19 protein-coding genes and 1 pseudogene are annotated in these 23,553 nt (G+C 65.4%); 8 read left to right on the forward strand and 12 right to left on the reverse strand.

The window, feature by feature from the left end; all coding sequences use genetic code 11:
* Positions 1-3 precede the first annotated feature (3 nt).
* From tssE to tssA, 5 genes are read right to left on the reverse strand one after another with little or no spacing between them, the layout of a single operon-like run.
* Positions 4-759: a type VI secretion system baseplate subunit TssE gene (gene tssE, locus NKJ80_RS18150; RefSeq protein ID WP_023673715.1), complete on the reverse strand. Its 756-nt coding sequence runs from the start codon at positions 757-759 to the stop codon at positions 4-6.
* Complete coding sequence (locus NKJ80_RS18155; RefSeq protein ID WP_023673716.1) at positions 746-1,195, reverse strand: Hcp family type VI secretion system effector; 450 nt, start codon at positions 1,193-1,195, stop codon at positions 746-748. The genes tssE and NKJ80_RS18155 overlap by 14 nt, the downstream gene beginning before the upstream one ends.
* Before the next feature lie 51 nt (positions 1,196-1,246).
* Complete coding sequence (tssC, locus tag NKJ80_RS18160; RefSeq protein ID WP_023682611.1) at positions 1,247-2,752, reverse strand: type VI secretion system contractile sheath large subunit; 1,506 nt, start codon at positions 2,750-2,752, stop codon at positions 1,247-1,249.
* A gap of 3 nt (positions 2,753-2,755) precedes the next feature.
* On the reverse strand, positions 2,756-3,292 hold the full coding sequence (tssB, locus tag NKJ80_RS18165; protein ID WP_023673718.1) for a type VI secretion system contractile sheath small subunit: 537 nt from the start codon (positions 3,290-3,292) through the stop codon (positions 2,756-2,758).
* Positions 3,293-3,298: 6 nt separating this feature from the next.
* Positions 3,299-4,477, reverse strand: a complete 1,179-nt coding sequence (gene tssA / locus NKJ80_RS18170) for a type VI secretion system protein TssA (protein ID WP_023687034.1) — start codon at positions 4,475-4,477, stop codon at positions 3,299-3,301.
* Between the two features lie 324 nt (positions 4,478-4,801).
* Between tssA and tssH the strand changes: the two genes are divergently transcribed.
* A complete protein-coding gene (gene tssH / locus NKJ80_RS18175) occupies positions 4,802-7,576 on the forward strand; it encodes a type VI secretion system ATPase TssH (protein ID WP_352498069.1) in 2,775 nt (924 codons plus the stop codon).
* On the opposite strand, the gene NKJ80_RS18180 is transcribed toward tssH, so the two are convergent.
* The 6 genes from NKJ80_RS18180 to NKJ80_RS18205 form a co-directional block, all read right to left on the reverse strand.
* A complete protein-coding gene (locus NKJ80_RS18180) occupies positions 7,577-8,812 on the reverse strand; it encodes a VWA domain-containing protein (RefSeq protein ID WP_352498070.1) in 1,236 nt (411 codons plus the stop codon). It lies immediately after the preceding gene.
* A gap of 2 nt (positions 8,813-8,814) precedes the next feature.
* Positions 8,815-11,067, reverse strand: coding sequence for a DUF5682 family protein (locus NKJ80_RS18185; protein WP_023834854.1), 2,253 nt, complete (start codon positions 11,065-11,067; stop codon positions 8,815-8,817).
* Positions 11,068-11,071: 4 nt separating this feature from the next.
* Positions 11,072-12,151, reverse strand: a complete 1,080-nt coding sequence (locus NKJ80_RS18190; RefSeq protein WP_023701533.1) for an ATP-binding protein — start codon at positions 12,149-12,151, stop codon at positions 11,072-11,074.
* 19 nt (positions 12,152-12,170) lie between these two features.
* The gene (locus tag NKJ80_RS18195) at positions 12,171-13,604 is read right to left on the reverse strand and encodes a DUF5691 domain-containing protein (RefSeq protein WP_352498071.1); all 1,434 of its coding nucleotides are present in this window, start codon (positions 13,602-13,604) and stop codon (positions 12,171-12,173) included.
* On the reverse strand, positions 13,601-15,004 hold the full coding sequence (locus NKJ80_RS18200; RefSeq protein ID WP_352498072.1) for an SWIM zinc finger family protein: 1,404 nt from the start codon (positions 15,002-15,004) through the stop codon (positions 13,601-13,603). The genes NKJ80_RS18195 and NKJ80_RS18200 overlap by 4 nt, the downstream gene beginning before the upstream one ends.
* 98 nt (positions 15,005-15,102) lie before the next feature.
* Entirely contained in the window at positions 15,103-15,642 is a 540-nt protein-coding gene (locus NKJ80_RS18205; RefSeq protein ID WP_023687041.1) for an Lrp/AsnC family transcriptional regulator, read from the reverse strand.
* Positions 15,643-15,690: 48 nt separating this feature from the next.
* Here NKJ80_RS18205 and NKJ80_RS18210 point away from each other — a divergent pair, with 48 nt between their 5' ends.
* On the forward strand, positions 15,691-16,869 hold the full coding sequence (locus NKJ80_RS18210; RefSeq protein WP_352498073.1) for an MFS transporter: 1,179 nt from the start codon (positions 15,691-15,693) through the stop codon (positions 16,867-16,869).
* Between the two features lie 60 nt (positions 16,870-16,929).
* Positions 16,930-17,348, forward strand: a pseudogene (locus tag NKJ80_RS18215) (GNAT family N-acetyltransferase).
* On the opposite strand, the gene NKJ80_RS18220 reads toward NKJ80_RS18215, so the two are convergent.
* The gene (locus tag NKJ80_RS18220; protein ID WP_352498074.1) at positions 17,345-18,460 is read right to left on the reverse strand and encodes an anhydro-N-acetylmuramic acid kinase; all 1,116 of its coding nucleotides are present in this window, start codon (positions 18,458-18,460) and stop codon (positions 17,345-17,347) included. The pseudogene NKJ80_RS18215 and the gene NKJ80_RS18220 sit on opposite strands and share 4 nt — an antisense overlap.
* Before the next feature lie 213 nt (positions 18,461-18,673).
* On the opposite strand from NKJ80_RS18220, the gene NKJ80_RS18225 reads away from it, so the two are divergent.
* From NKJ80_RS18225 to NKJ80_RS18245, 5 genes are all read left to right on the forward strand, one after another.
* Positions 18,674-19,357, forward strand: a complete 684-nt coding sequence (locus NKJ80_RS18225) for an SDR family NAD(P)-dependent oxidoreductase (protein ID WP_023668581.1) — start codon at positions 18,674-18,676, stop codon at positions 19,355-19,357.
* Positions 19,358-19,529: 172 nt separating this feature from the next.
* Positions 19,530-20,384, forward strand: a complete 855-nt coding sequence (locus NKJ80_RS18230; RefSeq protein WP_023668580.1) for a MetQ/NlpA family lipoprotein — start codon at positions 19,530-19,532, stop codon at positions 20,382-20,384.
* Between the two features lie 83 nt (positions 20,385-20,467).
* Positions 20,468-21,556 (forward strand): methionine ABC transporter ATP-binding protein, encoded by a 1,089-nt coding sequence (locus tag NKJ80_RS18235; RefSeq protein WP_352498075.1) that lies wholly within the window; start codon positions 20,468-20,470, stop codon positions 21,554-21,556.
* Positions 21,537-22,193 carry a methionine ABC transporter permease gene (locus tag NKJ80_RS18240; protein WP_023668578.1) on the forward strand — a complete coding sequence of 219 codons (657 nt, stop codon included), beginning with the start codon at positions 21,537-21,539 and terminating at the stop codon, positions 22,191-22,193. Before NKJ80_RS18235 ends, NKJ80_RS18240 begins: the two co-directional genes overlap by 20 nt.
* A 137-nt stretch (positions 22,194-22,330) precedes the next feature.
* Positions 22,331-23,437, forward strand: a complete 1,107-nt coding sequence (locus NKJ80_RS18245; protein ID WP_352498076.1) for an isopenicillin N synthase family dioxygenase — start codon at positions 22,331-22,333, stop codon at positions 23,435-23,437.
* Positions 23,438-23,553 lie beyond the last annotated feature (116 nt).

Here is a 23,553-nt window from a genome sequence, read left to right on the forward strand (position 1 = left end):
CTCTCAGGCTTCCCTGAACTCGGTGCGCGCCAGTCCGTTGTCGAGATTGATCGTCGTGCGCAGGCGCATGCGCTCGGGCGTCGGCGTCATGATCAGCACGGCGTCGATCTCGATCTTCAGGCCGGTCTTGTCGCCGAGGTTGACCGTGACTTTCGTCGCGCTCTCCTTCAGCCGCGGCTCGAATGCGGCGAGCACGGCGCGGATCTCGCGTGCCAGAACATCGCGATCGAAGTCGCGCGACGACCGGCCGGAGAAGGACGGCACGCCATAATTGACAACGCTGCGGCGCACCTCCGGAAAGTCGGCCAGCGATGTCGGACTGTCGGTCATCTGCTCGGCCTCGAGATCGGATAGCAGCGGCGCGGATTCGAAACGCTCGGTGTTGAACAGCGCCTCGATGTCGCGCCGCACGGCCTCGCGCAGCACATCGGGCGACACCACGATGCCTCGGCTTTCAAGCTCGCCACGGTGCCGGTTCTGAAACGCCAGCCGGTGCAGCCGGCGCTTCTGATCGGGGTTCAATGCGTCATCGGCGTCGATGCGCCTCGGTCCGTCTGCCAGCAGCTCGTCCAGGCGCTCTGCGCCAAGCTCCTCCTGCAGAGCCTGCCTGAGCCCGTCTATCTCCGAGCTCAGGCCCGGCAGGTCGTTGACGAGGCGGTCCCACAGCGAAGGCTGTACCGCCTCGCGCTTGGCCCGTGAACCGCCCGCCTGTACCTTGTCGGCGGCAGGGCGCTTTGCTCGCCCCTCACTTGCCGACATAGACATCCATTTCGGCTTCGTCATTGTCGTCATAGACGAACTTGATCTTCTTGTAGGCGAAGGAGACTTCCTCCTGGATCAGGTCGGCTTCATCATCGGCCTGCGACATGTCGTATTCCATGATCGAGGCGTCGGTCAGGGTAACGACCAGATAGTCCTTGCTCTCGCCGTCGATGGTCCGCCGAGCGGAGAATTTGACCTCGTCCAGCGCCTTGTTTTCGAACAGGGCCTTGGCCAGATAGGGTGAGGCCTTGTCGTAGTGCTTGGTGAACTTGATCATGCCCATCGACACGCGGCCTCGGCGCGAGAGGGAATTGGGGTCGTAGGGCGCGACCATCTTGTAATCGACGCCATGGATTTCGATCTCGTCGTCATGGCCGTCGCGCGTGCTGGGCCCCTTGATATCCGGAACTTTCAGAAAACCGTCGATCTTCATTGTGGGCATTTTCGTTCTCCACGCTTTCAAACAAAGGTTTGGTTGCTGCAATCAGGTCTTCACGGACGGCAATTCCGACACCAGCCTGAGCGAGGCATTGATGCCCTCCAGCTGGTAGTGCGGGCGCAGATAGAAGCGGGCGTTGTAGTAGCCCGGCCGGCCCTCCACGCTGTCGACCTGCACCTCGGCGGCGGCAAGCGGACGCTTGGCGCGCGCCTTGTCGTCGGCGAAGGCCGGGTTGGCCAGCACGTACCGGTTGATCCATTCGGTCAACCAGATCTGCATGTCGGTGCGTTCCTTGAACGATCCGACCTTGTCGCGCGCAATCGCCTTGAGGTAGTGCGCAAAGCGCGAGACCGGGAACAGATAGGGCAGGTTGGCGGAGAGCCGCTCGTTGGACTGGGCGTCGGGGTCGACCAGGCGGCCCGCCCGCGTCTCATCGTCCTGCAGCGAATGGGCGCCGATGAAGGCCGCGAGATCGGTGTTCTTGCGGTGCAGGATCGGCATCAGCCCGAGCTTGGCCAGTTCCGCCTCGCGCCGGTCGTCGATGGCGACTTCCGTCGGGCATTTCATCGCGATCGAGCCGTCATCGGTCGGGAAGGAGTGCACCGGCAGGTTAAGCACAGTGCCGCCATTTTCGACGCCGCGGATCTGGGTGCCCCAGCCATAGAGCTTGTGGCTGCGGTTGATGTTGACGCCCATCGGGAAGGCAGCGTTCATCCAGACATATTTGTTGTGATCGCCCTGCACTTCCTCCTCGAAGGAGAAGCCCTTGACCGGGACTGTCTCCGAGCCGTAGGGCAGCCGCGCCAGCACGCGCGGCATGGTCAGCCCGATATAGCGCGCATCCTCGCTCTCGCGCAGCGATTGCCACGAGGCGTAGGCCGGGTTGGAGACGATCTGCTGCAGGTCCTGCGGGTTGGGCAGTTCCTGCCAGCTGTCCATGCGGAACAGCCGTGGCGAGGCGGCGGCGATGAATGGCGTGTGCGCCGAGGCGCAGATGCCGGAGATGTTGCGCAACAGGCCGACGTCGCGCGGGTGGTTGGAGAACTCGTAGGCGCCGATGACGCAGCCGATCGGTTCGCCGCCGAGCATCGAATACTCGTCGGTGTAGACCTTCTTGAAGATCGGGCTCTGGTCCCACATCTGGCCTTCATAGTCTTCGAGCGTATCGGCCAGCTGCTCCTTGGAAATGTTCATCACCCGGATCTTCAGCTTCTGATCCGTCTCGGTGTTGTTGATGAGGTACCAGAGGCCGCGCCAGGTGCCTTCCATCTGCCGCACTTCCGGCGCGTGCAGGATTTCGTTGACCTGGGTCGTCAGCATCTTGTCGATGCCGGCGATCAACGACTTGATCGACTTGATCGAGTTGGACGAAATCGTCGTCGTCTCGGAGCGCGACTGCGCCGCCAGAGCCAGGTTGCGAACCAGCTGCTGCAGCTTCTCGCTGTCGTCCTTCTTGACCTTGAAGTCCTTCTCCAAGAGCTGGCTGAATTCGCCGAGATCGACGGCCTCGGCCTCGGCGACGGATGCTGCGGTCTTTTGCTGTTCGGCCATGATCTATTCCTCACCCTTGTCGTCGGACAGCGCCTGGGCGGCGATCTGGCCAAGCAGCGGCTGGTTGTTCAGCAATTGGGCGATGCGCTTTTCGGCATCGACGCGGCCGTCCATGAAGCCGAGCAGCTCCTCGAGCTGGCGCCGCATCTTGAGGATTTCGGCCAGTTGCGGGACCTGTTCGGCGATCTTGTCGGGGGCGAAATCGCCCATCTTGGTGAAGGTCAGGTCGAGCGCCAGTTCTTCGTCGCGCTCCTGTCCCTCGGCCTGCGGCAGCGTGTTCTTCACCCGCGCCTTGACCCTGGGTCCCAGCGCTTCCATGAATTTGGGGAAGCGGTTGGCATCGGTCTCGACAAAGGAACGGTCGAGCACCGTCTTGGACGCTTCCCTGGTCTGCGATGCGCCCGACAGGTCGGCCATCACGCCCATGACGAACGGCAGTTCGATCGTCGTCGGGCTGCCGTAGGTTTCGACATCGTAGGCGATCTGCACGCGCGGGGCGCGATTTCGCTCGATGACCTTCGCTTTGCTTTCGGCTGGCATGTGTTGCTACCTTTCATCCTTCTGGGCAGTCTTCTTGGCGTCGGGAACGCCGGCGAGCAGCCGGAATTCCTTGAGCCCCGACGGGGCGAGGTCTTCCATCAGTTCAACGAAATCCATGTGCACCATCCTGCGCACCCGGCGGGCGAGATGCGGGATCGGGCTCGACGGCTCGGTGCGGTCGTAGAACGCGACCACAAGGTCGAGGCACTTCACCACATCGTCGCGCGAGGAAATCCTGTCCGGGAGCCCCGCACCGGTCTCCGCGTAGCTTGCCATCGTCTCGGCTCCATGACCGTTTCTGACCGGCGCGGCCGGGCTTGCCGGGGGAGCAGCCGGGCTGGCCGCCCCCTTCGTCGCTGCCTCTTCCGTGGTCTCGACCGCCGTATTGCGTTCCAGCGTCGTCAGCACGCGCTGCAAAAATCGTTTCAGGTCCGGGACGGCGGCCCCGTTGCTGTCAAGGCGGGCATTCAGCGCCGCATCGACCGCGTCGAGCGCCTCGATCGCTGCGTGCGCCCCGGCGATGAGCGCCGTCATCTGTTCACCGGCCTGGTCCTGATGGGCGGCACAACCGCTGCCCACCCGGTTCAGGAGCTGTCCGTGCGCGCTGACCAGTGCTGCCTTCTCCGTGGCATTCAATCCCGACGCCGCTTCCTGAAGCATGACGCGATCGTCGAGCGCACCCTGTTCGAGATCGCGTCCGCTGATCGGCCCGATGGGACGCGGCGCGAAGAAGACCATCTGCCTGAGGTTCGCCAGCAGGCCTTCCTGGCCGTTCTGCAGGTCGGCCAGCGCGTTGAGGCGGCGCAAGGCGGCCTCGCGTGGTTGGGGGCTGGCCCGCAGCGCCGGGTGCATCGTCTCCCAATGCGTCTCGAAGGTCCTTGCAATCAGGGTCAGGCCCTGTGCCAGTCCGGCCAATCCCTCTTCATTGGCCAGCGCCCGGGCGACAATGACGAGCAGGCGCAGGTCGCGGCCATGCGAACGCAACTCCTCGGCCTTGCCGAGCACGGCAGGCCAGTCGACCGGAATGGTCGATTGCGCGGCTGGCTTGTTGCGCCCGTCATGGACGACCTTGACCTGCGGCTCCGTGAGCCGCTCCAGCTCATGAAAAGCCGGATCGTTGCGCAAGTCTTCGCCTGACGGATTTTCACCGTCCAGCGGAGCAAGCCAGAGTGCGAGATCGATCACAGATACCCCCGGCGACCGGCTCTAAAACCGTACGTGACCCAACGTTAGCACACGGTTGCATATTCCCACAATTCGCCATCCGCTCAAAAGTTAACGAGCGCTAATGAATGTCGGTGCAACTGCGTCTCGGATGGCGCAATTCATGGCGTGCTTGGCCAACCTCGTATGTGAAGCGCATCGCATAGGATTAGAAAAAATCGTGGTTGTCTGCATTTGGCGGCGCGGGACTCTCCACAAAGGGAAAAGGCCGGCTGCATCAAGCGCTTTGTCAAGCGGCTGCTTATGTGGCAGGCTGTCGACGGGCAGATTGCAGGAGCACGTTCGATGGAACAGCGCCGGTCGTCGCAGGGGTTCAAACGCAAGGAACTGGTTGGCAAGCTCAATCCGGTCTGCCTGCGCGCCTTCAAGGCCGCCGCCGACAGCGCCAAGCTGCGCGGCAATCCTTACGTCGAACTCGTCCATTTCATAGAACAACTGGTGCTGTCCGAGCGTTCGGATGTGCAGATGATCATTGCCGATGCCGGCGTCGATGCCAGCCGGCTTACCAGCGAAATGACCCGCGCCGTCGACAAGCTGCCCTACGGCGCCACCTCGATCGAGGAATTTTCCGACCACATCTTTCACGCCATCCAGGAGGCCTGGAACCTAGCGACGCTGGAATTCGGCATGGAGGAGGTCCGCAGCGCCCATGTCGTGCTCGCCTGCCTGAAGACGCCGGTGCTGGAAGGCCTGGTGTCGAAGATCAGCGGCGAATTCGACAAGATCGACGCCGACGCGGTCATCGCCCGCTTTGCCGAGGTGGTGGAGGGCTCGCTCGAAGCCGGCGCCACTGCCGCCGCGGCTCCCACTGCCGAGGCGCCGCGGCGGGTTCCGGGCGGGGATTCGGCCCTCGCCAAATACGCCACCGACCTGACCCAGCGCGCCCATGACGGCAAGATCGATCCGGTCGTCGGCCGCGATCCGGAAATCCGGCAGATCATCGATATCCTGATGCGGCGCCGGCAGAACAACCCGATCCTGACCGGCGAGGCCGGCGTCGGCAAGACTGCGGTGGTCGAGGGCTTTGCCCTGCGCATCGCCCAGGGCGACGTGCCGCCGCCACTCCAGGGTATCAGCGTACGCATGCTCGACATCGGCCTGATGCAGGCCGGCGCCAGCGTCAAGGGCGAGTTCGAGAAGCGCCTGAAGGCGGTGATCGACGAAGTTCAGTCATCCGAGACGCCGGTCATCCTGTTCATCGACGAGGCGCACACGCTGATCGGCGCCGGTGGTGCCGCCGGAACCGGCGATGCCGCCAATCTCTTGAAGCCGGCGCTGGCGCGCGGCGAATTGCGCACCATCGCCGCAACCACCTGGGCCGAGTACAAGCAGCACATCGAAAAGGACCCGGCGCTGACCCGCCGTTTCCAGGTGGTCAAGATCGATGAGCCGTCGGAAGCGGTCGCTGTGCTCATGCTGCGCGGTGTAGCCGGCGTGCTCGAACAGCATCACGAAGTGCAGATCCTGGACGAGGCGATCGAGGCGGCGGTCGGCCTGTCGCATCGTTACATCCCGGCGCGGCAATTGCCCGACAAGGCGGTCAGCCTGCTCGACACCGCTTGCGCCAGGGTGGCGATCTCGCAGCATGCGACGCCGGCCGAGGTCGAGGACATTTTGCGGCGCCGCCAGGCGCTCGAGGTCGAAAGCGGCATCATCGGCCGCGAGGCAGCGATCGGCATCGAAGTAACTGACCGGCAGGCGCGGGTCGAGGCCGGGCTCACTGAGACGGGGACCATGCTCGCCGCCGCCGAGGAGCGCTGGGAGCGCGAAAAGGCGCTGGTTGCCGAGATCCTCGAACTGCGCGCGCGGCTGCGCGGCGACGGCGTCCCGCTCGATGCGGTGGCGACAGCTGAGGCCGATGCCGAACCGGCAGCGCCGGACGAAGAAAAGACCAAGGTGCCCAAGGCCGAGACGCCCAAGGCCGAAGCGTCCGAGACCGAAGCGCCGGCTGCCGAGGCTGCGCCGTCAGATCCTGTCGCCGATCTGGCGCGGCTGCGTGAACTCATGGCCGAGCTTGCCACCGCGCAAGGCGAGACGCCGCTGATCCTGCCATCGGTCGACCGCAATGCGGTCGCTGCCGTGGTCCAGGACTGGACCGGCATCCCGACGGGACGGATGCTGTCCAGCCAGACCGAAAAGGCGCTCAAGCTCGCCGACACTTTGTCCGAACGAGTCGTCGGCCAGGATCACGCCATGGAGATGATCGCCAAGCGCGTGCAGACCAGCCGCGCCGGGCTCGGAGCGCCGGAAAAGCCGGTCGGCGTGTTCCTGCTCTGCGGCCCCTCCGGTGTGGGCAAGACCGAGACGGCCCTGGCGCTGGCCGAGACGCTCTATGGCGGCGAGCAGAACCTGATCTCGATCAACATGTCCGAATTCCAGGAGGCGCACACCGTCTCGACGCTCAAGGGCGCACCGCCCGGCTATGTCGGCTACGGCAAGGGTGGCATTCTCACCGAGGCCGTGCGCCGAAAACCCTATTCGGTGATCCTGCTCGACGAGGTCGAGAAGGCGCATCCCGACGTCCACGAGATCTTTTTCCAGGTCTTCGACAAGGGCATGATGGATGACAGCGAGGGAAGGCGCATCGACTTCAAGAACACGCTGATCCTGCTGACGTCCAATGTCGGGTCCGAAGTCATCATGGAGCGGACCGGCAACGGCACGGTGAGGGCAGGGCTCGACGGCCTCGATGCTGCCCTGCGCGCTCCACTGCTGAAGGTGTTTCCAGCGGCCTTCCTCGGCCGCGTCGTGACCATCCCTTACTATCCGCTTTCGGATTCGATGATCGAGGCCATCACCCGCCATCAGTTCGGCAAGATCGCGCGGCGGCTGCGCGCCAGCCACGACGCCGAACTGGTGATCGGCGACGGCGTCATGGCGCTGGTCAAGGCGCGCTGCACCGAAATCGAGTCCGGTGGCCGCATGATCGACGCCATCCTCACCAACACGCTGTTGCCGGAACTCAGCCGCGGCGTGCTGAACCGGTCGCTCGACGGCGAGAAGATGACCAAGGTGACCGTCAGCGCTTCCACTGACGGGTTTGCCTATTCGTTCGAATAGTCAGGCCTGACTGCTCGGCTCCGTCTCGGCGCGGATCAGCTTGATGTCGGCGCCGGCTGCCCAGGCGCCGATATCCTCGCGCCGCAACGCCGCCGCCATCATGTCGGGAAACAGGTCCGGCGTGCAGGCGAAGACCGGTATGCCAAGTGCCGCGACCGAAGCCGACATCGCCGGATCATAGCCCGGCCGGCCCTGATCGGTCAGCGCCAGCAGCACGATGACATTGACGCCGGACCGGACCAGCGCCGCAAGCCGCCGCAGCAAGTCCTGGCCGTTGCCGCCCTCATAGAGGTCGGTGATCAGCACGAAGTGGGATTTGGTCGGCCGCTCGATGCGGTCGGCGCAATAGGCGACCGCCTGGTTGATGTCGGTGCCGCCGCCGAGCTGCACGCCAAACAGCACCTCGACCGGGTCGCTGAGCTCTTCGGTCAGGTCGACGATGGCCGTGTCGAAACAGACCAGCTTGGTGCGCACGACCGGCAGCGACGCCATCACCGCGGCGAAAATCGAGGCGTAGATCACCGAACTCGCCATCGAGCCGGACTGGTCGGCGCACAGCACCACTTCGTCGAGATCGACTAGCCGGCGTTGCTTGCGCATGAAGCCGACCAGTTTTTCCGGCACGACGGTTTTGTGCTCAGGCTGGTAGTGGCGAAGATTGGCCGAGATGGTGCGCGGCCAGTCGATGTCGCGTTGGCGCGGCCGGTTGGTGCGTCGCGACTTGTCGAGCGCGCCACGGATCGCCTCGGCGGTCTTCTGCTCCAGCCGCTGCATCAGCTTGGCGACGATGTCGGCGATGATGGTGCGGGCGATGTCCTTGGTCTTGGCCGGCATCACCGAACGCAGCGAGATCAGGTCGGCGACGAGGTTGACGTCGGCCTCGATCGCCTTGAGGAATTCCGGCTCCATCAGCATCTGCTTCAGGTTCAGCCGCTCGAAGGCATCCTTCTGGACGATCTGGACCACCTGGGCGGGAAAGAAGGAGCGGATATCGCCCATCCATTGCGCCACGCGTGGCGCCGAGCGGCCGAGCCCGCCGCGCCGCTTGCGCGGGTCGGCATCGGCATTGGCGCCGTCGCCGTAAAGCGCATCGAGCGCCGAAGACAGTTTTTTGTCATCACTGGAAAGGGCGGAGGAAGCCTCGTCATCGGCGCCGATCGCCAGCCGCCAGCGGCGCTCGCGCCCGCTATCGGAGGATGCCGGGCCGGGTTCGGGCACTTCGGCTTCGTCATCCATTGTCACACTCCGCCCGCCAGCAATGGCCCAAGCCGCTCCAGGTGACGGCGCCAGCCCTCGCCGCCATCCGGCGCCGGCGTCAGGCCGGCCGGCAACCTTGCGGTGCGGCCGAGCACGGCCTCGATCAACCGCCGCCGCTCCATCGAGTCCAGATTGGAGAAGACGCGGCGCAGCAATGGCAGATGCGCGATGAAAGCGTCCTCGTCGAGCGATTTCAGCCACCCATCGACGGCGCCGCGCAGGCCCTCGTCATAGATCAGCCGCTGGCCGGCAGTGCTGAAGAAACCTTCGAAGAACCCCGCTGCCTGGGCGACCGGCGTCCCCGGCGACAGCCTGCGTCCGAGCAGCCCGGCGGCGTCCTCTGCCGACAGTTGGCCGGCTTCATAGAGCAGATGCGCGGCGCAGCCGGCGAGCAGCGCCGTCGAGCGCGGACCTTCCAGCACGCCGGTCAGGCCGTTGCGCCAGGCATCGAGCACGCCTTCGCCGGGCTCGACCAGCCGGATCGCCGTGTCGGCCTTGCGCACAGCACCGACCAGCGTGGTGGCGGCCTGCTCGTCCAGGTCGCGCACCGCATAGGGCAGCGCGATCGCGCCCTCGACGATCAACCGTTCCAACAAACCGGACAGCCGGTTGGTTTCGGTCTTGCGCGCCTCGCCGTAACGGATGATGTCGGCAAGCGGCGGCACCGAGGCCAGCATCTCCAGGCATTCGCTGCTGTGCGCTGCGCGCGCCTCCAACGCTACAAGGCCGGCGCTCGCGGCCTCCGACAGATCCGCCGTAATGGCGCTCTGGACAAGGGCGGCAAGCGTGTCGAGGCTCGCGGCCGCACCGAGCATCTGGATCAGGCGGCCATTGGCGGCCTTTTCGATAGTCGGGCCGTAGATCAGGTTCTCGACCAGGCGCACGGCATATTCCGGCTCCCAGGCCAGCGTCCATTTTTCGCGAAAGGTGCCGCGGCTGCGGCCGGCGTCGGCCAGCCTGCCCCATTGCACGCCAAGCACGTTCAGCCGGTGCAGCAATGTCGAACGAAACAGTCCGCTTTCGCTGCGCAGATCGACCGACAGCTCGCGTTCCAGCGCCTCCGGCTTCAGCCGCGCCGCCTTCTGGTTGCGCTGCAGGTCCTCGATCAGCGGCGCCAGCGGCGTGTCGGGCGGAATCTCGCCGACATCCGCGCCCAAAAGCAGCTCGGCCTCGACCAGCGCCCACAGCACCGCTTCGCCGTTGAACAGCGCCGCGATCGCGGCATCGCGCAATTCCTCGAAGCCGGGCTTCGGCCGCTCGCGAATGGCAGCCAGTGTGCGCGCAAGCCGCTCGGCCTCGATCAGCGACGCGGTCGACACCAGATGGCCCTTCGCCCGCAGCACCGCCGCGATCGTCGCCAGCCACAGCGTCGCGGCGTCGCGCCGCCCTCGTGTGCGCCACAGATGTTTGCACCAGCCGGGCGCGACGACGCCAGCGCCATAACCATAGCCCAGCGCAAGACGCGGCCCGGTCCATGGCGCCCATGTCATGATGCTTTTGCGCCGGGCAATTCCCTTGATCAGCGCCTGGTCGTTCTTCTGCGTGTGCGCGGCCTGCAGGGCCGGCACATGCCATGCGCCGCAGACGACGGCGATCGGTCCGGCGAATTCCTTGCGCGCGGCGGCGATTTCCAATCGCATATGCGCTTCACGCTTGGCCTCGAACGGCGCGATCGCACCTTCGCCGTCGCGCAGCGTCGTCATCGCATCGGTGATGGCAGCGAAGATTGGACCCGGCTGCGGATTCTGCTCGATAATGTCGGCCCACCAGCTTTCGCCATCTTCATAGCCGGCGGCCGCAGCCAGCGTGCCGATCGGGTCGCGATGCGATGCGGGCTCGCCATCCTCACCGGTTTCGTCCTTGGGTTCGGGCTTGTCGGCGTCAGCCGTTTTGTCGGTGTCGTCGGTTGCCGGTGCCGCGAACCGTGCCGATGACGGCAGGTCGATGAACCGCAATGCCGCCTTGTTCTCCACCGCCCACACCGCCGCCTGGTATTCCGGCGAGAACTCGGCGAACGGCCAGAAACTTGTCGCGGCCGGATCGTCCTCGGGGTAGCAGAGCAGCGCCACCGGCGGCTGCATCTGCGGGCGCGCCAGCAATGGCAGCAGGGCGGACGCGTCGCTCGGCCCTTCGATCAGCACCGCGACCGGCTGCAAGTCCCGCAGCGCCTGCACCAGGCTGTCGGCGGAGCCCGGCCCGTGATGGCGGATGCCGAAATAGGCGACGTCGCTCATGACCTCAGATCGCTGCGTTCAGTGCCGCGTAATAGCCGGCATAGTCCGGCCGCTTCTTGAGCACCGTTTCGAGATATTCCTCCAGCACCACCTTGTCCTGCACCGGGTCCTTGACGATCGCTCCGACAAGGCTGGCGGCGAGGCCTTCGGCGCCGAGTTTGCCGCTGTCGAACCACGCCGCCTGGCTGAGGCCGCCGACCATGGTGGCGATCGCCTCGGCGGTCGACAATGAACCCGAAGGCGTCTTCAGCGTCACCTTGCCGTCAGCGGTTGCGCCCGAGCGCAGCTCGCGGAAAATGGTCAGCACGCGCGCAATCTCCTCGCCGACATTCTTCGGCACCGGCAGGTCGAGGCCGCCGGCCATCTCGTCGACCCGCTTGGAGACGATCGCCACCTCTTCGGCCATGTCTTCGGGCAGCGGCAGAACCACCACATTGAAGCGGCGCTTGAGCGCCGAGGACAGTTCGTTGACGCCCTTGTCGCGATTGTTGGCGGTGGCGATGATGTTGAAGCCGCGCTGGGCATAGAGCGAGGTGTTGAGCTCCGGGATCGGCATCATCTTTTCCGACAGCACGGTGATCAGCGTGTCCTGCACGTCCGAGCCCATGCGCGTCAGTTCCTCTAGCCGGCATAGCTTGCCGCTCTCCATGGCGCGGTAGAGCGGCGTCGGCACCAGCGCCTCCTGGCTCGGCCCTTTGGCCAAAAGCTGCGCATAGTTCCAGCCGTAGCGGATCTGGTTCTCGTCGGTGCCGGCCGTGCACTGCACGATCAGCGTCGAGTTGCCCATGATGGCGGCGGCGAGATGTTCCGACACCCAGGACTTGGCGGTGCCGGGAACGCCGAGCAACAGCAGCGCGCGGTCGGTAGCGAGTGTCGCCACCGCGGTTTCCATCAGCCGGCGGCGACCAACATATTTCGGCGATATCACGGTGCCGTCGCTTGCCTTGCCGCCGAGCAGATAGGTCAGCACGGCCTTCGGCGACAAGCTCCATCCGGCCGGCTTCTGGCGTTCGTCATTGCGCGCCAGCGCCTGCAGTTCAGCGGCATAGGCCTGCTCGACAGGGAGGCGGATGGCTGCGTTCATGGTGCTGTTCTCCGGATTGTCATGTTTTGGTTCCCGTCATTGCCGCGTTGAGGCGCAGGAAAACGAGCGAGGCTGCCGCCGGCAGCATGCCGGCCGCAACAATGTCGCCGATCAACCGTTCAGCGGTCTCCGCTCTGGCAAGAAAGCCTATCGTTTCCAGGGCGTGGTCCGCGCTTCGCTTCGCGGGCTCGTCGTTTCCCGCAACCATGGTGCGCAGTGCCGACAGCGCCTTGCCATTTGTCAAATCGTCCCATTCAAGCCAACTCGCTTCGGCGCCTTCGACCAGGTTGAGCGCTTCAAGATTTTGAGCGTCCTTCAGGATCCGCCTGATCAGGTTCCGCTTCCTGCCGCTGTCCAAACGCAACATGAGGTGGAAGACAAACAATGCCGACTTGCCACCTTCGGCGACAAGCGTATCCGCCAACAGCGCCACCGTGGCATCGCTGCCGGACACGGCGACCATCCGAACGAGAGACAGATCCGCTCTGTCATCGGCACCGAATTGCCATGCCCCGATGAAATCGGACTCTGTTTTGCCGAAATGCGCCGCAAGATCGACCAGGTAACAGCTTGCGAACAGGTCGACGCGACGACTTTCTTGCGCAGCCGATTTGAGTTTTGCCGGCGTGTATGTGGTGCGGCGGCGGATGAAGCCGGATTTGCCTTCTGTGATGAAGGCGGCGAGTTCGGCAACGGGGTCGTCGGCTCCGTCGTTGCCCGGCCGGCCATGCTCGCCCAGCCTTGCCAGCAGCCGGCCCGCCAGCTCCTGCACCTTGCCGGAGCGGTCGGTGGCCAGGCTTTTCAGGAATGGCGCGTCCGTGGGCGTCAGGTTGAAATGCATGAGTTCGATGAGCGCCAGCCGGACTTCAGCCGGCTCGCCCGTCGCCTTGGCTTCCATCAGGCTGCGGGCCGTGGCCGGATCGCGACGGCGCATCTCGGCCAACGCGATACGGCGCGCGGCGGGGTAAAAGTCATCCCAGTTCTGCGCCGTCAGCTGCTCCTGCGGGGCAATCTTCAGCCCCTCGACGCTGGCCTGCCAGTCGATCCACGGCGCATAGATGTCAGGGCTGTTCTGGTCTGATGCCGACGGCATCCAGTCCATCGGATGCAGCACGTAGCCGCGGCTGGCGACGAGCGTCGCGACGCGCGACTTGCGCCGCGCATCGGCGGCGTTCTTCAGGGCCGCCCGCAACAGCGGCCGCAACCGCTCCGGCAGCAGTGGCAGGCCAAGCCTCGGCAGCGGCGGGCGCCGCTTCAGCGTCTTCGGCGCGGCTGGCCTTAAGCCCACATCGAGCGCCTGCGCCGCGATCGCCAGCAGACGTCGCTCCCGTTCGTCCGGGCTTGCGCCACGCGCGATCTCCTTCCATGCGGTTGGCGCCAGATCGAACGCGGTTCCGCCGGTGATCCAGCAGTCGCGCATCGTCGCCAGGCCGGTTAGTTCGAGCTCGTTCATGACAGATCGAGCCTCCCGAAGCCGCTTTGCGCGGCCAGCAGATCGAGCCGCGCGCCGTTCCAAAGCGCTGCCGTGGCCGCGAGGTCGAGGCCAAGCACGGTCTGATCGACGGTCCCGCTAACAGGCAGGGCGATCCCTTGCGGGTCGTGCGCCGCTTGCCACCAGGCGGTGCCGCGCTCATCGAGCAGGATCGCGCCGGCAGGCAGCATCAGCGGGCTATCGGTCGACCAGGGTGCTGCGTCCTGGTGCGCCGCATGCGCCGCCAGCGGATCCTTGACAATGCCGAGGCCGAAATCCGGCCAGGCGCCCGACACGACATCGCCCTTGCGCTCCGCTACCAGCGCCCGCAGCCGTTGGCGTGACGGATAGAACACCAGCCTTGCATCGAACCGGTCGCCAGGTGTGAACGCGGCAGAGCGGCGGCCGGCCGAGGCCGGAAAGAAATCGAGTAGCAGCGCAAATTGCGGCGTCGGGCTTTTCAGGTCGAGCAGCCAGGTAGAATGGCTGACAAGGCCGTCGCGGCGGGTCTCGATCTTCTCGCCGATGACTTCCCACTGGCTGTCGACCTGTCTTGCATCGGGATTGGCCAGCACCTGGTCGCGGGTTTCGGATGCCGACACCAGCCGCTTCAATTCGGGATCGTCTGGCGCCGAGCGCCAGGCCTTGGCCAGCAAAACCAGCTTGCCGAGTTCGCGGATCGCCGCGTCCGGCCGTTCCTCGCTGCGCAGCGCCATTAGCCGGGCCGGGATTTCGTCGATGCGTCCCGCAAGCGCCGTTGCTTTCATGTCGACCAGCCTGGCGGCAATGCGGCGGCAGCGCTCGCTGCTGGCGTCGGCAAAGGCGGAAAGGCCGAGCCGCAGCTGGTCGGCAATCCACTGGTCGAGTTCGTCCAGCGCGCCTGCCACCGCGGTGCGCGTATCTTCCGCCCGCTTGCGCTGCGCCGTCTCGCGGCGCTCCGTCGCGGCGGCGTCATCGACGGTGCTTTCCTCTGCCTGCGAGGCCTCGCCAATGCTCTTGCCAGACGCGCCCCTGCCAGCCTTTGCGTCGACCGGCGGGGGCGCACTCTTCCAGCGCCGGCCAAGCCAGTCATTGACCCATTCCGGCGTTGTTTCGGCTGATGTGAAGCTGGCCGGCGCCGTGGCGGCGATCCACATCAGCGCCAGCGTGTGCTTGCAGGGAAATTTTCGCGACGGGCAGGTGCATTTGTAGCCGTGGTCGCCGGTGTCGACGACGGTGCGATAGGGGTTGGATCCCGAGCCCTGGCATTCGCCCCAGATCAGCGCCTGCTGCTCGTTCTTCTCCAGCCGCGGCCAGTTCGAGCGCTTGGTGAGCTTCGAGGCGGCGCTTAGCGACGCCTGATCGGGGGCCAGCGCCTCGATGGTTTTCAGTTCGAATTCCAAGCCGCGCCTCTCGTCACCCCAAATCAATGCCTGGCATCAATATAGGGTGCCTTTTGTGAAGGATTGTTGTGGCCCCGGCAAGACGAAGATAGCGCAGATCAGTACAGCGGCGTGGCCATATGCCGGGGCGTCGGCCATTGCGCCGTGATCTCGGGCTGCACCGGGCGCTCGAGATAGGTCGACAGCACGACATAGCTTCGCGTCGAGGTGACGCCGGGCGTTTCGTAGAGACGCGCCAGCAGGCCTTCGAGCGCCCTGGTGTCCTCGGTGCGGACCTTGAGAAGCATGCAGGTGTCGCCGGCCACCGAATGGATTTCCTCGACCTCAGGATATTGGGAGACGGCCATCAGCTCCGGTGTCTTGCCCCAGCCCTTGGTATCGATATGCACGAAGGTGAGCAGCGGCTTCTTCACCGCCTTCGGGTCGATGATCACAGCCGTGCCGCGGATGGCGCCGCTGCGCCGCAGGCGCTTGACCCGCTCATGCGCCGCCGGCGGCGACAGGCAGACGCGTTCGCCAAGTTCGGCGTAGCTGATCGTCGCATCCTCGACCAGCACGCCTAATATTTTTCGGTCGATTGCGTCGAGCTCTCGGGGAGCTACCTTGTTCTGCAGAACCCCATCTGTTTCTTCGTCCATATCGAAATTCCTTGTTGTCGCGGAATTCAGTTCGGCCATTATGACCCGATGACGAACGCGCATCAAGCTGCAACGCTCCATCAGCCGATCCCGGCGCTGGCCTATCTCCTGACCGGCTGCATCGCCGTCATCGGCTCGAACTCGCTGGTCCTGGGTCCAATTGCTCCGGCAGTCGCCGCATCCTTCGGCACCAGCGTGCCGGCGGTGATGGCCGCGTCGGCCGCCTTCGGCCTCGGCACTTCGGCCAGCGCGTTGTTCCTCGCCCGCTATATCGACGGCGTCGGCGCCCGCCGCATGCTGAAGGGCGCGCTGCTTCTTCTGGCCGTTGGGCTTCTCGCCAGCGCGCTGGCGCCGACGGTGATCATGCTGGTCGCGGCCCAGGCCGTCGCCGGCATCGCCGCCGGCGTCGCCATGCCGGCCATCTATGCCAGTGCAGCGGCAATTGCGCCGCCCGGCCGCGAAAGCGGCACGATCGGCGTCGTGCTGACCGGCTGGACGGTCTCCATGGTGGCCGGCGTGTCGCTGTCGGCCGTGCTTGCCGATCTCGTGCACTGGCGCGCCGTCTTCGCCGCCGTCGCGGTGCTTTCCGCCATTGCGCTTGCTGCCTTGTCGATGACCTCGCTCAGCGACGTCAGGAAGAGCGGCCCGGCACCGTCGCCGTTCGTTGCGCTGGCCATTCCGGGGATCGTGCCGCTGCTCATCGCCTGCACCGCCTTCATGACCGCTTTTTACGGCGTCTACGGCTATCTCGGCGATCATCTGCACCAGGATCTGGGCGAGCCCGTCAGCGCCAATGCGCTGGCCGCGCTCGCCTATGGCGCCGGCTTCGGCGCCGCGGCCTTCCTCGACGGCGTCATCGACCGCATCGGCGCGCGGCGCGTCATGCCCTTCGCCTATCTGCTGGTCGCCGTCGTCTATGTCGCCATCGCGCTCGCAAGCAGCAATTTTGTGCTGATCCTGGCTATGATCGCCATATGGGGCCTTGCCAATCATTTCGGCCTGAACGTGTTGGTGATGCGCCTTACCGCGCTCGATCCGTCGCGCCGTGGCACCATCATGGGCCTGAACAGTTCGGTCACCTACCTCGCCGTCTTCATCGGCACCACCAGCTTCGGGCCGCTTTATTCATCGTTCGGCTTTGCCATCTGCGCGATCGTCGCCGCCGTGCTGATGCTGGTTGCGGCAGCAGCGGGGTCATGGCGGTCGCCTCCGCCCATCAAGCCGTAAAGCTTGCGTCCTCATCCCGTCCTTCGCTAGAGCTTGGCTTGCCATGCGAGCCCCGCCCGGATGAAGACGACGCTTGAAACCACTGCCGACCCCTCGTCAGACGACCTCGCCTTCCTGGCCGAGCGGCTGACGGCGTTCAATGACGGCGATGTCGGCCCTCCGGCCGCAAGCCGATCGCGGTCTTCGTTCGTGACGAGCACGGCGCTGTCGTCGCCGGCATTTCGGGATACACCGCCTGGGGCTGGCTCTATGTGCAATGGCTGTGGGTCGACGAACGCCTGCGCGGCCAGCATATGGCCGGCGACATGCTGGACGCTGCCGAGCGCGAAGCAGTCGCCCGGGGCTGCCAGAACGCCTGGATCGACACGTTCAATCCGACAGCGGCCAAAGTCTATGAGCGGCAAGGCTACCGGCGCTTCGGCGAACTGCCTGACTTTCCCACCGGCCGCAGCCGCATCTTCCTGCAGAAGAAGCTCTAACCTGCCAGCCGCCCGCCTTGCATCGGCTGCGGCACGCCGGTGGTGCTGGGAAAGCTGATCGGCAGGCCGCGCAGCACGCGCACGGCAAGGAAGGCAAAGCATTCGGCCTCCACCGCATCGCCTTTCCAGCCCAGTGTCTCGGCCTGCACCACCTCGACGTTGGCGCGCCTCGCCAGCATCGCCATCATCGTCGGGTTGCGGCGGCCGCCGCCACTGACCGCTAGGCGCTTCGGCCGGCGCGGCAACAAATCGAGCGCCTTGCCGACGGCCGAGACGGTGAAGGCCGTCAGCGTCGCCGCCCCATCCTCTGCGCTGAGGCCGTCGGCCATGGCGGCGCCGAAGTCGAAACGGTCGAGCGATTTCGGATAGGGCTTGGTCAGATACGGATGCTGGAGCAATTTGGCCAGCCGCACTTCATCGACGGTGCCGGCCGCGCCCAGTGCGCCGTCGCGGTCCATCTCGCCGAGGCCGTTTGCCTTGATGAAATCGTTGAGCGGTGCGTTGGCCGGGCCAGTGTCGAAGGCGACGATGTTGTCCTTGCCGTCCCACCAGGTGACGTTGCCGACACCGCCGAGATTGAGCACCGCCGTGTCGCCGCTGGCGTCGGCTTCCCTCAAAAGCGCCGCGTGGTAGGCAGCCGCCAGTGGTGCGCCCTGGCCGCCAGCGCGCACATCGTCCGAGCGGAAATCATAGGCGACCTTGGCGCCCAAAATGGAATGCATCAGCGCGCCATCGCCCAACTGGCGCGTATCGCCGCGCCGCCCGGGTTGCGGGGCACGATGCAGCACGGTTTGGCCGTGAAAACCGACCACGCCGATATCGCCCATGGTCAGGCCGTAGCTTTCGACAAGGTCCTTCACCGCCGCCGACTGCGCCCGCGTCAGCGCCTCCTCGGCTTCGGCAAAGATCGCCGGCTCCGGCCCGTCGAAATTCCACACCCGGGCCTGACGCAGCGTCTCCTCCAGCAAGGCACGGATCGCTGCGGGGTAGGGGGCCAGCGTATAGGTGCCGAAATCGGCGATCCGCTCGCCATCGGTCTTGATCAGCGCGACGTCGATATTGCCGTCAAGCACGGTGCCGGTCATCAGGCCGACCGCCCAGATTGGTTCCACGGTCGACTCCCTTGCGACACCGTTTGCGATTCCAACGCAATCACCTGTCGGACGGATTGTCTCGCCAGGCAAGACCCTGGCCGCGGTCGATTGCTCCGAACCTGCCGGCAGAGTTTTTCACCGAACAGCGAAAATCGAGCAACGCCGTTCTTGCGTCTCGCCGCTCAAGACGCCAGCTATGAGACGAACAGGTCATCGCCAAGGAGAAACGACATGGCATCCGAAGTCGCAGTGATCGCCGGCGCGGGTGCGGGCCTGAGCGCCTCTTTGGCACGCCTTCTCACCACGGAAGGCTATCGTGTGGTGCTGGCCGCCCGCAACACGGCCAAACTCGCGGCGCTGGTCGGGGAAACCGGCGCGCTGGCCGTCGAAACCGACGTCGCCGATCCGGCCTCCGTCGCCGGCCTGTTCGACGCCGCCGACAAGCAAGGCCCGCTGGCCCTTGCGGTCTTCAATGCCAGCGGCCGCACGCGCGGCCCGATCGCCGAGGTCGATCCCGATGCGGTCAAACAAGCCTTGCTTGTCGGCGCCTATGGCGGCTTCCTGGTCGGCCAGCAAGCGGCGCGGCGGCTGCTTGCGCGCGGCTCCGGTTCGATTCTTTTCACCGGCGCCTCCGCCAGCATCAAGGGCTTTCCCAACTCGGCCGGCTTTGCCATGCCGAAATTCGGCCTGCGCGGTCTGGCTCAGTCGATGGCGCGCGAACTCTTCCCGAAGAACATCCATGTCGCCCATTTCATTATCGACGGCCAGATCGAGCCGGTCGGGACGAAGCCCGAGCGACCGGACAGCCAGCTGTCGCCCGATGCGATCGCGCAGACCTATCTCGCGACCCATCGCCAGCATCGCAGCGCCTGGAGCTTCGAGGTCGAGCTGCGGCCCTTTGTCGAGACATTCTGACCGGTCCGGCGTGACCGTTCTCGCAATTGCGAAATCTTTGAGAGAATATTCCCGGCTTCGTGTTTGAGAAGAAATGCGGTTCTTTGATCCGGCAAGCAGCATTGCCGATGATGTCGTCAAGGCTTGGTATTCCACCTCGCCGCAATGACTTCAGGATTACGAGGGATCGACAATGTCCGAACGCGGAAACGCTTCCAGCTCTCTTCTTTTTTCAGCCATCAGCCGGCGAGCTGCCCTTGCGGCACTTTTTGCCTCGGCCGTCACGCTTGCCGGTCTGGCTCAGCCGACGCCGTCCTTCGCCGAGGACAAGAAGTCTATCAAGGTCGGCATCATCAGCGGCGAGGATGAGGATGTCTGGCGCGTCGTCGTCGCCCAGGCCGCCGAAAAAGGCCTGACTGTCGAGACCGTGGTGTTCAACGACTACACCCAGCCCAACGAGGCGCTCGAGCGCGGCGAGATCGACGCCAACGCCTTCCAGCACCAGCCCTATCTCGACAACCAGATCAAGACCCAAGGGTACCACATCGTGCGCGTCGGCTACACCGGCGTCTGGCCGATCGGCCTCTACTCCAAGAAATACACCAAGGTTGCCGACCTGCCCGAAGGCGCCGTCATCGGCTTGCCCAACGACCCCTCGAATGAGGGCCGCGCGTTGCGCGTTCTGCAGAACGAAGGCGTGATCAAGCTGAAGGACGGCACCGGCATCCTGGCGACTACCGCCGACATTGCCGAGAACCCGAAGAAGGTCGTCATCAAGGAACTGGACGCCGGCATTGTCGGCCGCTCGGTCGAGGATCTCGACGCGGCTGTCGTCAACACCGACTGGGCGCTGAAGAGCGGTCTCGGCCCGGACAACCGCATCGCCCAGGAGCCGGTGGCCGACAACCCCTACCGCAACTTCATCGCCGTGAAATCCGGCAACGAGAACGAGGCGTGGGTGAAGACGCTGGTCGCGTCCTACCAGAACGAGGCGGTCAAGGCCGAGTTCGACAAGGTCTACAAGGGCACCGGGATCAGCGCCTATTGATTGGCGCCTGGTTGTCAGGAGCAGGCGGCCCGCTGTTGAGCGGGCCGCTGTCGCATTTGTCGAGCGTTGAAACGGACAGTGAGATGAACCAGCACGTCACGGCCGAAGCATCCGGTCCGGTCAATATATCGGCCGGGCAGGAAGATGTCGTACGCCTGGTCGACCTCAAGCGCCGCTTCGGCGCGACGCCTGCGCTCGACGGCGTCTCGCTGACGGTGCGCAAGGGCGAGATCCTCGGCATCATCGGCCGCAGCGGCGCCGGCAAGTCGACGCTGATCCGCTGCCTCAACGGGCTGGAGCGGCCGGACTCCGGCGACGTCTTCATCGAGGGCCGCGAGATCGGACGGCTCGGCGAGCGTGAATTGCAGCCGCTGCGGCGTCGCATCGGCATGATCTTCCAGCACTTCAATCTGCTGTCGGCCAAGACCGTGGAGGACAATGTCGCGCTGCCGCTGAAGATCGAGGGCCGCCCAAAGGCCGAACGGCTGGCGCGCGCCGCCGAATTGCTCGACCTCGTCGGCCTGTCGGAGAAGGCGAAGGCCTATCCGTCCTCGCTGTCGGGCGGCCAGAAGCAGCGCGTCGGCATCGCCAGGGCGCTGGCCGCGCGGCCGGCGCTGCTGCTGTCCGACGAGGCGACCTCAGCGCTCGATCCGGAGACGACGCGCTCCATCCTGGCCTTGCTGAAAGACATCAACCGGCAGCTCGGCCTCACCATCCTGCTTATCACCCACGAGATGGAGGTGATCCGCTCGATCGCCGACCGCATCGCGGTGATCGATGCCGGGCGCATCGTCGAGCAAGGCCCGGTGTGGTCGGTCTTTGCCGAGCCGCGTTCCGAAATCACCAGGAGCCTGCTCGGCGGCATCCGCCCGCAACTGCCGGCCGAGATTGCCGGCCGGCTTGCTCCCGGAGGCGGCGCCGAGCTCATCCTCAGGGTCGACGTCGCAGGTGAGGCCGCGCGCGGTCCGCTGCTGTCCGATCTTGCGGTGGCGGTGCCGGGGCCTTTCCGCCTCGTCCATGGTGGCATCGACCATGTCCAGCAGCAGCCGGTCGGCACGCTGTTCCTTGCGGTCGCGGGCAACGATCCGAAACATCTGTCGAAAGTAATCGCATTCCTGAAGGCCCGCGACGCACGGGTGGAGGTGCTTGGCCATGTCGCCGGTTCTGTTTGAACTTCTGCTGCGCTCGATCTGGGAGACGGTCCTGATGACGGCGGCATCGGGCCTCATCTCGCTCGTCTTCGGGCTGCCGCTCGGCCTGGCATTGATTGCCACCGAGCGCGGCGGCATTGCCGAAAGCCTGTGGGTGAACCGCGCGCTCGGCGCCGTCATCAACGGCTTCCGCTCGGTGCCTTTCATCATCCTTCTGGTGGCGCTGATCCCGGTGACGCGGCTGATCGTCGGCACCTCGATCGGCACCTGGGCGGCGATCGTGCCGTTGTCGATTGCGGCGACGCCCTACTATGCCCGCATCGCCGAAGTGTCGCTGCGCGAGGTCGATCGCGGCCTGATCGAGGCGGCACGCGCCATGGGCGGCAATCGCTGGACGATCATCCGCGAGGTGCTGGTGCCCGAAGCTTTGCCCGGCATCGTTGCTGGTTTCACGGTGACGCTGGTAACGCTGATCGGCGCCTCGGCCATGGCCGGCGCCATCGGTGCCGGCGGGCTTGGCGACCTCGCCATCCGCTACGGCTACCAGCGTTTTGAGACCAGCGTCATGGTCGCCGTGGTCATTGTGCTGATCATCCTCGTTTGCGGCATCCAGTGGGTCGGCGACCGGCTGGTCGCCAGGCTGGACCGGCGCGGATAAGCGGCCACGAACGTTATTTGCCGGCAGGCTGCCAAACGCAGCGCCGGCTTTCTCCATCGGCGCCGAGATTGGATTGCGCGTTGCTTTGATCGGACCGGCCTGCGTGCCACCGTGACAGCGGAACAAGGAGCTTGACCATGCCCAGGATCGTACCCGTGCTTGATCTCGGCCGCCTCGAACAGGGCGCTTCGGAACGGCGAACGTTTCTCTTCGACCTGCGCACGGCCGCGCGCGATGTCGGCTTCTTCTATTTGACCGGCCACGGCATATCGGCTGCGGATACCGCAGAAGTGCTCGACGCCTCGCGCCGGTTCTTTGCCTTGCCGGAAGCCGACAAACTGGCGATCGAAATGGTGAAGTCCTCGCAGTTCCGCGGCTACACGCGCGCCGGCGGCGAGCTGACCAAAGGCAAGGCCGACTGGCGCGAACAGCTCGACATCGGCGTCGAACGCCCGGCCATCGAACAAGGCCCCGGCGTGCCCGCCTGGACGCGGCTGCAAGGGCCGAACCAGTGGCCGGGGGCACTGCCCGAGCTGAAGCCGGCGCTGCTGGCATGGCAGACCAAGGCGACAGCGGTAGCGATCCGGCTGCTCAGGGCCTTCGCTTTGTCGCTCGACCAGACCGAGGATGCCTTCGATCCGATCTACCGGGCCGAGCCCAACCACCGCATGAAGATCGTGCGCTACCCCGGTCGGGACGCCACCGGCGATGACCAGGGCGTCGGCGCGCACAAGGATGGCGGTTTCCTGACGCTTCTGCTGCAGGACGAGAGCAAGGGCCTGCAGGTCGAATATGACGGTGCCTGGGTCGACGTCGATCCGCTGCCCGACACGCTGGTGGTCAACATCGGCGAACTGCTCGAACTGGCGTCGAACGGCTATCTCCGGGCGACAGTCCACCGTGTGGTGACACCGCCAGCCGGCGTCGAGCGCGTCTCGGTCCCGTTCTTCTTCAGCGCCCGGCTCGACGCCACGATTCCGCTGCTCGACCTGCCCGAGAATCTGGCGGCCGAGGCGCGCGGGCCGGCCAGCGACCCCGACAACCCGCTGTTTCGCAATGTCGGCACAAATGTGCTGAAGAGCCGCCTGCGCTCGCATCCCGACGTGGCGCGCCGGCACTATGCCGATCTTCTGGAAACCGACGCCTCACCGGCTGAAATCTTTCAAAACGAGAACGAAATTTCCGAATCTCGCGTTGTTTCAGAAAGTCGTTCGTCGCCATCTGCCGCGAATACGCGCATATAGGAATTATCGTTCGGCGGTTTCCTCCCATTCCACCGAGCGGTGTTCCCCTCTGAAGGTTCTTGACCTTCTTTTGGCCGGGCCGCTTTCGCGCCCGGCCTTTTTTATGTCAAGAGCTC

The organism is Mesorhizobium sp. M0030 (assembly GCF_040323695.1).
Classification (GTDB): Bacteria; Pseudomonadota; Alphaproteobacteria; order Rhizobiales; family Rhizobiaceae; genus Mesorhizobium.

Excerpts from the sequence above, each read along its gene's own strand:
- tssE (WP_023673715.1), bottom strand. The coding sequence starts at position 759 with ATGTCGGCAAGTGAGGGGCGAGCAAAGCGCCCTGCCGCCGACAAGGTA.
- NKJ80_RS18155 (WP_023673716.1), bottom strand. The coding sequence starts at position 1,195 with ATGAAGATCGACGGTTTTCTGAAAGTTCCGGATATCAAGGGGCCCAGC.
- tssC (WP_023682611.1), bottom strand. The coding sequence starts at position 2,752 with ATGGCCGAACAGCAAAAGACCGCAGCATCCGTCGCCGAGGCCGAGGCC.
- tssB (WP_023673718.1), bottom strand. The coding sequence starts at position 3,292 with ATGCCAGCCGAAAGCAAAGCGAAGGTCATCGAGCGAAATCGCGCCCCG.
- tssH (WP_352498069.1), top strand. The coding sequence starts at position 4,802 with ATGGAACAGCGCCGGTCGTCGCAGGGGTTCAAACGCAAGGAACTGGTT.
- NKJ80_RS18180 (WP_352498070.1), bottom strand. The coding sequence starts at position 8,812 with ATGGATGACGAAGCCGAAGTGCCCGAACCCGGCCCGGCATCCTCCGAT.
- NKJ80_RS18185 (WP_023834854.1), bottom strand. The coding sequence starts at position 11,067 with ATGAGCGACGTCGCCTATTTCGGCATCCGCCATCACGGGCCGGGCTCC.
- NKJ80_RS18190 (WP_023701533.1), bottom strand. The coding sequence starts at position 12,151 with ATGAACGCAGCCATCCGCCTCCCTGTCGAGCAGGCCTATGCCGCTGAA.
- NKJ80_RS18195 (WP_352498071.1), bottom strand. The coding sequence starts at position 13,604 with ATGAACGAGCTCGAACTAACCGGCCTGGCGACGATGCGCGACTGCTGG.
- NKJ80_RS18205 (WP_023687041.1), bottom strand. The coding sequence starts at position 15,642 with ATGGACGAAGAAACAGATGGGGTTCTGCAGAACAAGGTAGCTCCCCGA.
- NKJ80_RS18210 (WP_352498073.1), top strand. The coding sequence starts at position 15,691 with ATGACGAACGCGCATCAAGCTGCAACGCTCCATCAGCCGATCCCGGCG.
- NKJ80_RS18225 (WP_023668581.1), top strand. The coding sequence starts at position 18,674 with ATGGCATCCGAAGTCGCAGTGATCGCCGGCGCGGGTGCGGGCCTGAGC.
- NKJ80_RS18230 (WP_023668580.1), top strand. The coding sequence starts at position 19,530 with ATGTCCGAACGCGGAAACGCTTCCAGCTCTCTTCTTTTTTCAGCCATC.
- NKJ80_RS18235 (WP_352498075.1), top strand. The coding sequence starts at position 20,468 with ATGAACCAGCACGTCACGGCCGAAGCATCCGGTCCGGTCAATATATCG.
- NKJ80_RS18240 (WP_023668578.1), top strand. The coding sequence starts at position 21,537 with ATGTCGCCGGTTCTGTTTGAACTTCTGCTGCGCTCGATCTGGGAGACG.
- NKJ80_RS18245 (WP_352498076.1), top strand. The coding sequence starts at position 22,331 with ATGCCCAGGATCGTACCCGTGCTTGATCTCGGCCGCCTCGAACAGGGC.